The organism is Mesotoga sp. UBA6090 (assembly GCF_002435945.1).
Taxonomy (GTDB): Bacteria; Thermotogota; Thermotogae; order Petrotogales; family Kosmotogaceae; genus Mesotoga.
This window is the reverse complement of sequence record NZ_DIXC01000038.1, coordinates 24,018-35,240: the sequence shown is the minus strand read 5'-3', so window position 1 is coordinate 35,240 and position 11,223 is coordinate 24,018. Positions and strand designations below refer to the sequence as shown.

Genomic DNA, 11,223 nt, shown 5'->3' with positions numbered 1-11,223 from the left:
AGTTCGCTACTCCGTATGAAAGAGTTCTTAACTCTCCCTGGATTGACTGTACAAAAAAAGATGAGCTTCGCAAGGTTCACGAAGCCCTAGACTTATACAAACTAAAGAGTAATATAGCACATTCTCAGGAATTATTGGTTGACATACAAATACTAAAATCTAAGTCAAAGGGAGGTGTTCTTAATTCCCTTCAATTCGATTTCGAGTAGATTCTATTTTGATGCATTAACTCTCTCTTGAGTAGATTTAATTATGATGCATTACGGTGAGAATTGACCGTACTCTTGATCTTCAGATACGAGAAGACTATATCAACATCTATTACCGTGGCGGAAATCTCATGAAGGTTCAGAAAGAACCGCACAATGGATTCAGAGCGTCTTTTGACAGTGGGTACTCTGGTGGTAAGAAACTTCATCCAAATGATGATCTGATCACTTTGAATGATGTTCAAGCATGGATCAGTGCTTTCCCCGAAATGAAGAATGCAATGGATATTTACTTTGGAAACATAAGAGCATGGGATGAAAGAGAAAACCAGCAAGTGATGATAAGAGAGAACAACTATTCAAGTGTTGCAAACAGCACAGATTACTACATTTGTGACATAGAGTATGCTGACTCGAAATCTGGGACTAGATTGGATGCAGTAGCGGCTAAGTGGATTTCTTCAGGAGCTGCTCGGAAGAATACTGAGGATGTAAGGTTAGCTATCATTGAAATGAAGTTTGGTGATAGCGCTCTTAAGGGAAGCTGTGGATTGTTTGATCACGTCAAGAATGTCATTAGTGTCTTCGGAAATTCGGGGTTTCACTATATGAAGAATGAGATGTTAGAAGTATTCAATCAGAAATTGGAACTTGGACTCATAAGTGACTGCAAACATTCCTTGACATCTTTTTCAGATCAGATTCCGGAATATATAATTGCGGTATCAAATCATGATCCTCAGAAAACCGCACTCAATTCTGAATTGAATAGAATTCGTACGAACTTCGCAAATCAGATAAATCTACCGGTCGAGATAAAAATCGCTCAGGCGAACAGACTGGGTTATGCACTATATGAACAGAACGTAGTACCTCTATAGTTAGAGACAACATCTGGTTCGAAACACTAAAGTACTGAGAGCGGATTGGGAAAAATTGGAGTTTCGCCATTTCCCTCATTATTAGACTTTTGCTTTGTCTCGTAAAGCAAAGAAGATTAGTCTTATGAAAAGAAAGTCAACTACCCACGGCAAAATCGAGAAGCGCTTGAAACAATGCTCAGTCGCATTAAAGTGCTTCATTTAATACCATTCGTAGATCAGCAAGATAAGTGCCTTTTGAAAACTCACAAATCGAAAGCAAAAGCTTCTTAATCAAACAATCTTTAGGAGGCTCATGAAGTCGCTTTCCATCAGTATTTTTATCTCTTTTCCTCGCTCAATTAGAGCTTCAGCTTTTCTTTGCTTAGAACTCTTTTCATACCCCATAAGTCTCTCAATATCCTGATCGCCGACCAAAAGAATCGTAGTGTCGCTAGTAACACTGTCCATTACCCGGCATCCACACTCTGATGCAAGATGTGCCATCTCTTTGCGAGTAATTTGCAGTTTGCCTGTGCACACCAATACTTCGCCATAAAGTATCCCCTCAGGATTCCCTTCACGTCTAATAGCAGAGGAATCTTTCGGATTGATTGGTTGCTGGACTCTTTTAAGCAATCCTTCAAGATCCATTTTCGTTTCACGCATCGCTGCAATTAGAACTTGACCAGCAGCTTTGGCATCTTCAAGCGCATCATGATGTTTGAATTCGTAGCCTATAAACTGACACAGGTCATGAAGCCCATAACCTCTCTTGGCGAAAGCCTTCCAAGTTCTTCTGGCTACCATCGCTGAATCAAGCCAGGAGCATTCTGGCGGAGCAAATCCGTACCGACGGAAGGTTTTATCTATCGCTAGACGGTCGAAACTTGTGTGGCTTGCAACAATTCTTTTGTCTAGATTGGAGGTAAGTACTTGTATCAAATCGGGGAAGATTGGAGCACCCCTTATAGTACTTTTGTCAATGCCATGAATTGATACATTAGATGGAGAGAATTCTTGCTCCGGATCTACGTATGACATCCATACATCTTTAAGAGAAAAGTCCTCATACTTTGCTATACCAATCTGACATATAGAGCTCATATCAGGGTTTGCAGTCTCAACGTCAATTACGGTGAATTCCATAGAACAGCTCTCCTTTCGAATTTAGAGATTATAACGCAGCATCGCAAAGACTTCTGATCCAATGTAATCACGAGAAGTGTATCCCTCTCATTTAATAAATCTGGATTACAGACACTCAAGTTATCTATGTGAAGGAATCTCTTCCCGCTCTTGGTTTTTCTGGAGACTCTTCTGATAGTTTTTTGTGAGACCTTCTTTCTTTATGAATTTTTGCGACTTTGCATTACTAATGCTATTCTTCACATCGGAACAAACTTATTCAGATTCTTGTTTAGTTCATAGTATCGAAGAATAAGATAGTTCTTTGAAAACAATCTGATCTGCTTCAGATAAAGTTTCAGCTACGATCATAATGAAAGTACATCCTCCGAATGATGAGTTAGCAGTATCTATAAGGACTTTTGAGAAACGGTGATTGCAGAGGAAGAATCTCTATTTTATGCAGCGAGATGAAAGCTCATGACAAGAGCGGGCCTGCTGTTTTCCGAAATGAAGATCTGGACTCCAGATATGATTGCTCCTTTCTATGAGCGCGTTCTACAGTGGATGAACTGCGCAGTGTAGGTTGTCATCTTCCCGTCTCCATTTTCTAAGGAACCGGTTCCACCAGTAAATGATTCTAAAAGTGTATTGAGAAAAAAGTATTTGGTTGTGTCAAAGAAGTTCGGATTGGTTTTTGGCTGTTCTGCATATGCGAAAGCCGACGGCGTTGCCCGCTGAAGAGGGCTCCAGATAATCGCGATGAGTTACCCGGGCGAAAGTCTCGTTGAGGCCAACGCTGCCGCCCCGCATGACCCGTTCGTAGTCGCCTTCAGTATTGTACGGGTTTACATTGGGGCTGTACCCATAATAGTCTTCCTCGTACCAGTCGGAGCACCACTCCCAGACGTTGCCGGACATATCGTGGATTCCCAGCTCATTAGGCGCCTTCTTTCCCACTTCGTGCGTCTTGATTCCCGAATTTTCGGAGTACCAGGCGACTTCATCCACGTAGTCGCTTCCTGCATACTTATGACCTTCGCTCTTGTTACCTCCCCTGGCCGCATATTCGCATTCGGCTTCCGTCGGCAGCCTGTATCCGGGCACTCTTTCCACTTCGTTTGTAGCTTTTCCCGTGACATCCAGGAGGTGACCGTCATCGTCATATGCCTTTGGGAGACCTTCTCTCTCGCTAAGCCAGTTGCAGAACTCCACGGCGTCCCACCAAGTTATGTTTATGACGGGCAAATCTCCCCTTCCCCAGCCCTCGTCGGAAGGAGGGATTCTTCCAGTGGCCTCACAGAAGACATCGAATTCTGAGAACAAGACTTCGTACTTGCCAATGTTGAAGTCATACATGATTGTGACTTCATGAACCGGTTTTTCGTCTATCAACCCGTCGCCCCAGGTGTCTCCCATTTTGAAGCTACCTCTCTCGACGAGTACCACGTCGGGGACCTCTCCTGCTGGCATACATGAAGACCCAACAGCCTGTCTTTCGTGGCCTTCTGAAGATGAATTTGTTTTTGTTTTTCGATCTGCCGCTCTGCAGATTCGAAAGCCCGCGCCATTGTAGATTTCAATGGGTGAAAGGCCTTCTCGGTGAGCAATCTTTGCTAAATTGGCGGATTTGAACCAGCAGCCGCCTCGAATAACCCGGCCGCCTTCGCTTATTGAATATGGATTTGTCTGTTCCGAATCCGCATAATCATCGCATCGATCGGAACACCACTCCCAAACGTTGCCGCTCATGTCGTATAGGCCAAGTTCATTTGGCATCTTCATTCCAACTTCGTGGGGTGCGAGCCTTTTCTCTTCGAAGGTCTTTTTCTGTTCTTTGGACCTCATCGCTTCATCCAAATCGGTTGGAGCGTAACCGGAGTTTTCGTCGAACCAGGCAACCCGGTCAGAATCATCGGAGCCGGAATACTTGTGACCTCGGCTCTCTTTCCCGCCCCTTGCCGCATACTCCCATTCGGCCTCGCTCAACAACCTGTATCCCCTTACTCTCGCTATGTCATTCGTCTTCTTCCCGTTTTCGTCCAGCAGGCTCCCGTCTTCATAGTAGGCCGGTGGTAAGCCCTCTTTCTTGCTGAGCCAGTTGCAGTACCAGGTCGCCTGGAACCAGCTCACGTTGACTACCGGTCTTCTTCCCCTTCCTAAGCCTTCATCTTCCGGTTCCGTGGCTCCTGTCTCCATGCAAAACCTGTCGTATTCTTCGAAGGTCACAGGATACTTGCCGACGTAGAGATCGCAAGTGATATTCACTCTGTGTGCCGGTTTCTCAACGTCGTCTCCGTCTCCCCAGGTGTCCCCCATGACAAAAGTACCGCCCTCGACATGGACCAGTTCGTCCCCATTTGCCGTCTTTATCCCGGAAGATTCAGTTCCGGTCGGCGTCAGCTTCCCAAGCGCTAGGGCTATGCTTTCTATAGCCCAGGTCGCGGCCTCTTCATTCATGCCGTAGTTGTCTCTTAGTCGTTGGGAAAGGCCTGCAACTGCAGTATTCTGTGCAGAGGAGTCTTCGCCTTTAAGTAGCTCGCTCAGCAAGCCCTCTCTCAGAGCTGTTACGATAGCCGTTATCTCGGTTTCAGATTCCCCGAAGGATGTTTTGAGCAAGGCCTCGACCTTATCCGGCCGATTCAGTATACCTACACTGTGCGTCTTCACCAGATCCGCCAGCCGTTCTCTCACCTTTCCGTTCAAAGAGCTCACTCCTTCTAGACGGAGTCTCACTGGGCAGGCAATGAAGCTCTCCGTTCTCCAGTACGTTCCATACAACATGCCCGTTCAGAGACTGTTCTTCATATTTCTTCTCTTTGATGGGTCACATAGTCTTCGAGGCTGATTTCGAAGTCGCGAGTGTTTTGGAGGGTCACGGTCTCCGTATCGCCGTCTTTGAGATACAGAATAGTCGCCGAAACAGGGTCGAGAGAATTCTTCAGAAGATACAGGTAGAATTCCATCTGGAACCTGTATTTGCCAAGCATGTCATCTCTCTTTTCGGCCAGCTTGAAGTCGACGATCTTCCAGCCGTCGGGTGTCTTGTAGAGTTTGTCGATTACGCCTGCCAGTATGAACTTGCCGAAGGCTCTCTCGAAGCGCACTTCACTTCTACAAGCCTCTGAGTCCTCGATTTCGCGAATTATCTCGTGATTGCCAAGTCGCTTCAATTGCTCCAGGATCTCCTTTGCCCTTTCAGGGGTTGCCGACCCTCCTAGAAGTTCAGGATCGCTCAGAATCTCATTCAGTCTCTTTCCCTTTGGTCTTCCAGCGGGGTTTCCGAGCTGCTCGAAGATCCTGTGAACGTACAGCCCTTCGGCTATAGAGGATCGTGAGGTTCTTTCGATACTGTCGATCTCCAGAATCACCTTCGGTTTGTCATCGTAGTCGAGCTTGGTGGGCGAGACTATTCTCCTGAATTTGAGATGATCGAAGCGTTTCATGTAATCGATATCGGGCTCTTCCCACGGGGTTTCTACACGTCGAGTTTCCGAACCTTCAAGGAGAGTCGGGGCCTTCACAAAAGTAACCAGGTCCTCGAGTTCTTCCTCCAGCTGTCCCGTTTCTTCGTTATAGAGGCCAATCACTATCTGAGGAAGCCAGCCGATATCCGTATCGTCTTTCTTCTTTTTCAGCGCCTTCTCCATGGCCTCTTTGTCGACATTCATCACAAGTATTTCCCGGGGCCTTGTAAGCGCAACATAGAGGGTTCTCTTCTCTTCTTCGACCTGTTTTCTCAGATCTGCTCTATACACCAAGTCTAGGTCATCCGTCGTTAGTTCCTTGCTGTAAAGAGTGAAGCCTTTCGAAGCTGTGTCGAAAAGCATTGAAGGGGTCTCTTTCCTCGGATTCTCCGTCATCTCTGCAACGATCACAACGGGAAATTCCAGCCCCTTTGCCTGGTGGACTGTCATTATCTTCACGCTGTCGCTCTTCTCGTTCTCCAGGGCCGCTTCGCCCTCGTCTGCCTCCTCGGAATACAATTTGATGTTCTTCGAAAACTCCCTCAAACTTATCCCGAGAGAGTCGAGCTCCTTGGATATTTGAAGGAATTTGATCACGTTGGCCAGACACTGCTCGGGCATTGCAAGGAGCGTCATCTTAGGAAGGTAGTCCGTCTCTCCGACGAAGGAGTCGAGAATTTCTCCCGGCTTAAGTAGTCTTGCAAGGCGCGAATACCTTGTTATGATCGTGCGAAGATCGACGAAGGATTCATCATTGCTCCTCATGATGCAATCATAGAAGTGACTGTATTTCTCCTTGAGTCTCGCCGCATCCTGAAGCGTGCCTCCCCATGCTGGAGAAAGGAAGAATGACAGGAAGGCCCTGTCGTCTGCGGGATTGCCGAGAAAACTGACGAATGCTATCAGTCCGGCTATCTCGGGCCGCTGGAAGAACTTTCTAGAGCCCACCGTATAGTAAGGAATCCGATTTGCTTCAAGCGCCTCCTGATACTGCTCGACGTTCTTGAATTTTCTGAGGAGTATAGCTATGCCCCCTGGCCGTATCTTGCGCGTTACAACAGATTTTCCCTCTCTGAAATCGAGCACCTCATCCAGAAGCGAACGTATGTAAGCAGCGACGGGTCCTGCGTGGTCTTTATCTTTGCTTTCAAGTATTCTTACTCGCTTTTCTCTCTTGTTACCGTGAGGCTCTAGGGCCTCCACATCTTTGCCGTACCTCGACGCAAATGCCTCAAGCATTGGGTTGCTCATCACTTTCTTGAAGAATATGTTGTGGAACGTCACAATCTCCGGGTACGATCTGTATGATTTTCCGAGAGTGTCCGTGTCGTCGTCCCTTTCTTCGAATTCCCTTCTTGTCAGATTGAAGATCTCGACGTTCGCTCCCCTGAACCGGTATATCGACTGCTTGTCGTCCCCGACAAAAAGCACCTTAACATTCCCCGAAGCCGTCAACTTACTGATAATCTCCGCCTGAAGCTCGTCCGTATCCTGGAACTCGTCCACTAAAATGTACTTGAATCTCCTGGAATACACCTCTGCTATCTTGGGGTTGTCGTTCAGCATCTTCCTTGTCTCTTCCAGCAACTGCTCGAAGTCGAGCTGTGCCTTCTTCAGAGTCAGTTCCTCGTATTCCTTATTGAGCTTCACAAATGCTTCGTGACAGACAGCTGTCGCTCTGGAGATTTTCTCGGCGTTCTCTTCCTTATCTTTGTTATCAAGTGGGCTGTAGAGATACATGTTGTGTCTCTTCTTGGACAGGCACTCTTCGAGGATTTTGTAAGTTTTGTCCAGACCGTAGATGTCTATCATTTCGTCGAGAGAATCGAGGTTGCGCGAGAAGAATCTTCCAAGGGCCTGAAGTTCGAGTATCTTCTTCGTTCCCGTAATGATCGAGAATCCAGGATCTAGATCGGAATTCGTATTCAGAATAGACTCCCTGAGTATTCTCGCGCAGAAGGAGTGGATAGTAGAGATCCAGGCGTGCATAACCCTTGAATTGATCTCTTTCCATCTCTTTCGCTCGCTTTCGCTGGCAGCTTCATCTATTTGTTCCAGTATCGCCTTCGCCACTCTCTCCTTCATCTCTGCAGCGGCCTTTTCAGTGAAGGTAATCGCCAGGATGTTTTCGATGCCCAGCTTTTCGTCGGAGCGAAGAATTTCCATGTATTCCTCCACCAGCCTGTATGTCTTGCCGGTGCCTGCAGAAGCGGAGATGAATGTGTTCTTATTCATCGCTTGGCCCACCCTTCTGTCTCCACTTCAGAAGATCGCAGACTTCCCTGAAGTCACACAAGAAGCAGTCTTTAGGTTCTTCCTTTTTCTGTGTCTCAGCCGAAAACTCCCCAGACATTATGCTTTGAAGCACCGCCTCCACTCCGACGGTTAGTTCGGAATCTGTGATCTTTCCACCTTCAATTGGATCACATGTTATGAAATTCAAGCCTTTGCGGAAACTCCAGACTCTTTCTCCGTCTTTATCCTCCACACGAAAGGGTTTGCCCTTCTTCTTGCCCTTAATTGATCGGAATTCTCCTCCATCTACCTTTCGGCCTTCATTCGAAAATGCCTGTTCAACGGCCATAGAGTATATGATGAGCTGTTCAGGAACGGCAGAAGTCATACTTGTGCCGCTCTTGTAATCTATTATGAATAGACTCTCGTTCTCCAGCATATCTATCCTGTCAATAAAACCCCGAAAGCATATTTTGGTGGTTAGATGAAGAGAAGAAAACTTTGAATCATCAAAGCCAAATGCGAATTCTGTATGAAGAACGCGCTCACCCAGTTTGCTGCTTCTCAACCTATCAAACTCTAGATAATCCTCAAGGACTCTCAGCATCTGATCATAGCGCCTCTTGAAGAGCGATTTGTTTATGCCGCCAGAAAACCTCCGGAGATTCTTCTCGAGGCTTTCATCTAGCGGGACGCCACTTCCGAGGTGATCGCTGAGAACGGCATGGAAAACGCTCCCCGCATCCATATGAGAAAGCTCTAGTATCTCCTCCGGAACAGGCTGCAAACCCAGCACATAGTTCAAGAAATACTTGAATTTGCACTTGCAGTAGGTCCCGACCGTAGAGAAGCTTATACATTTCTCCGTCAGCTCCTCGGCTGCTTTCACACCGGGGCCCTTGAAGGAAAAGTCGTTTGTGATCGAGCTCAGGTTCTTCTCCAGAGTGGAGACTGTTTCCGAGTCTTTATGTATCTCCCATTGCTCGGGGCTCTCCCTGAATAGACTAGCTATCGAGAGCTTGTAATCCGCCGGGCTCATAGCCTCCGACGGCGAGGACACGAGATCGGTGCGCTTCCCTTCTACGCGGCCGTGGGGCCTGGGCTCCGATTTGCCGAATGCCCCAAGAATCGACCCTTCGTAAGGAGACTTCATCAAGACGTTTCCATCGACCGTGGAATTCGAGAAAGTTATGCAGAGCCTCTCCTGTGCGCCGCTTATCGCCAGAAAAAGGCCCAGCTTCTGCCTGTTCTCCTGAATGCCCAGGATGTCCTTGGCTCGGGGCTCGGAGTACTGAGCGCCCGCATAGAGTGGATTGAGAGACAAAACCGGGTAATTTCCCTCGTTGAATCCCATGAAATACTTGCCCTTTTTCGAAGTGTATCGAGAGTCGATCAGCGAGAGGACTTCGACTCCACCGCCCATATTGGCCTCGCCCCGCAGATCCTCGCCTTCCAGATACTTCATGAGAGACTTGTAGTATTTTTCTGGATCGTACTCGGTGATTTCCATAGCTTCAAGAATCCCGGCGTGTGAAGGAACGGCTCTTTGAATGAACTGTTCGACGCAGGCAATGTTTTCAGAGGCTAAAATCTTTTCCTTGTTTTCCGGAAGCTCTCTTAATCCAAGCCGCTCTTCACAGACTCGGAAGAAGTCTTCATATTTTGAAAGAGGCATCGCTACATTTCTCTCGATGCTATTGAGAAGTGAAAAAACCCTTTTGACAGCCGGTTTGGCAGCATCGTCTATGAACCGTATCTCTTCTTTTATCTCCTGGATTTGGGAAAGAGCAGAGAAGTCGTCGTCAAGATCGTCACTGGAAAGGAGACTCGAAGATTTGGTTTGGAGAAAACCTCTGTATGAATTGAGCTTCTCCAGCCACACCTTCTTTGCATCCTCTGCCGTGGCTCCAGACATTTCGAACTGCAGACCGGCCGAAGCCATTACCTTCTCGAAAAGAACGGAATCTATGGTACCGCCACCGTATCCGGCATCTATCATTTCGAGGATTCCCGAAGGCTCGAAAGAATCGGATACCACTTCAAGCGGCAGTAGAAGGGTCTGGATGCTCTTCGACTCGAGCAAGGAAACCGAATTCTTGCTCACTACTGGGATTCCGAAGTCGTTCAGCGACTTCTTCAACACCCTCCAGTAATCCTGATTCGGTATTACAATCTCTATCTCCTCCGGCTTCAGTTCTCCCTTCGCTATCGCCCTCTTTACTTCCCTGGCGACGAAGTCGACTTCTCCGTACAGATCGTTGCACTCGACAATCTCAGCGTTTTCACACCCGGTGTCATTGAACTCTTCCCGATCCGAGAAGAGAATCTCCTTTACTTTTGTAAGTGTGCCGCTTTCGCTTCGATCAACATTTATCGTGTCGAAGTCGATGCCCTCGAAGAGAGCTGAAATGGTTTGACTTTCCCTGAACAGATTTTTTCTATCACTATCTTCAGGACATGAGAGATAGACCTCGTCGAAACAACGCATAATATTCTTCAGAAAAACCCTGGTTGCCGGACTGAAATCGTAGAAACCGTCTATGAACAGAGTATTTCCGAAAGCGCCTCTTTCGAGATCGGTTTGCTCTGCCGCCAGCCTCATAGCATCGTATGAATCGAAAAGCTTGCCTTCTTCAAAGTGTTCTTGAAGCTCTGCGTAGACTTTCTTCAGAACCTCGGGAACGACGTCTTCTCTCCCGAACGCCGTCTCGAAATTTCCGAAATTCTCCTTCAAGACTACGATGGCTTCATGAAAGTAGCTCGTGGCCTTTTCTGAAGGATAGTAATTCTTGACCTTTTCGAAGGCCTTAGCGATCTCTATTCGTTCGCCTCTTTCGGGAACGGCTCTGCGATCCGGGAACATCTCCCTCACTATCTTCATGGCCAGAGATCTCTCCGTAGAGAACTGTCCGGCGGCAATCGAAAGCCCGCTATTCAACAAGGAATCTTTCACAGTTTGCAGAAAGAATGAGGAGGGTCCGACGAAGAGAAACGAGAAGGGATCCTCGCTGTAGCTCTTCTGGATCTTCTGCAGCAAGTAATCGCTTCTTCTTCTACCTTCTTTTCCACAGACAAGAATACCTTTCAAGAACTGCCTCCTAAATAGAGATCTTAACTTTACTACCATTGTACAGTTTTCAGTTGCGTAAACAATGCGTATCTCACTCCTGATATAATCAAATATATAGTCTTGCCGTTACGTCTAACAACATTATTCATTGCCGTCACTCACCCGAGAAAGATCCTGTGCGAAGGAAGGCATGCGGTAGTTGAATCGTATCCCATTTCCAAAGCCATGGACAAGGCAGTCTTCCGTCACGGTTT

General features: G+C 47.1%; 5 protein-coding genes and 1 pseudogene. 2 read left to right on the top strand and 4 right to left on the bottom strand.

Translation table 11 applies throughout. The features are described from left to right. Window positions 1-209 (top strand): annotated as a pseudogene (locus tag B3K42_RS05330) (ISNCY family transposase); the annotation flags it as partial. Window positions 210-265: 56 nt separating this feature from the next. After that, on the top strand, window positions 266-1,090 hold the full coding sequence (locus B3K42_RS05325) for a hypothetical protein (RefSeq protein ID WP_110990866.1): 825 nt from the start codon (window positions 266-268) through the stop codon (window positions 1,088-1,090). A 273-nt stretch (window positions 1,091-1,363) separates the two neighbouring features. Here B3K42_RS05325 and B3K42_RS05320 read toward each other — a convergent pair whose 3' ends face one another. The 4 genes from B3K42_RS05320 to B3K42_RS05305 all read right to left on the bottom strand — a co-directional run bounded on the left by B3K42_RS05320 (window position 1,364) and on the right by B3K42_RS05305 (window position 10,987). Next, window positions 1,364-2,218, bottom strand: coding sequence for an exonuclease domain-containing protein (locus B3K42_RS05320; RefSeq protein ID WP_110990867.1), 855 nt, complete (start codon window positions 2,216-2,218; stop codon window positions 1,364-1,366). Window positions 2,219-2,872: 654 nt separating this feature from the next. After that, on the bottom strand, window positions 2,873-4,903 hold the full coding sequence (locus tag B3K42_RS05315; RefSeq protein ID WP_258367362.1) for a formylglycine-generating enzyme family protein: 2,031 nt from the start codon (window positions 4,901-4,903) through the stop codon (window positions 2,873-2,875). 98 nt (window positions 4,904-5,001) lie between these two features. Continuing rightward, window positions 5,002-7,899 carry a UvrD-helicase domain-containing protein gene (locus tag B3K42_RS05310; RefSeq protein WP_110990868.1) on the bottom strand — a complete coding sequence of 966 codons (2,898 nt, stop codon included), beginning with the start codon at window positions 7,897-7,899 and terminating at the stop codon, window positions 5,002-5,004. After that, the gene (locus tag B3K42_RS05305) at window positions 7,892-10,987 is read right to left on the bottom strand and encodes a PD-(D/E)XK nuclease family protein (RefSeq protein WP_181419104.1); all 3,096 of its coding nucleotides are present in this window, start codon (window positions 10,985-10,987) and stop codon (window positions 7,892-7,894) included. Before B3K42_RS05305 ends, B3K42_RS05310 begins: the two co-directional genes overlap by 8 nt. Window positions 10,988-11,223 lie beyond the last annotated feature (236 nt).

Coding starts and splice junctions, on each gene's coding strand:
- B3K42_RS05310 (WP_110990868.1), bottom strand. CDS start 7,899: ATGAATAAGAACACATTCATCTCCGCTTCTGCAGGCACCGGCAAGACA.
- B3K42_RS05320 (WP_110990867.1), bottom strand. CDS start 2,218: ATGGAATTCACCGTAATTGACGTTGAGACTGCAAACCCTGATATGAGC.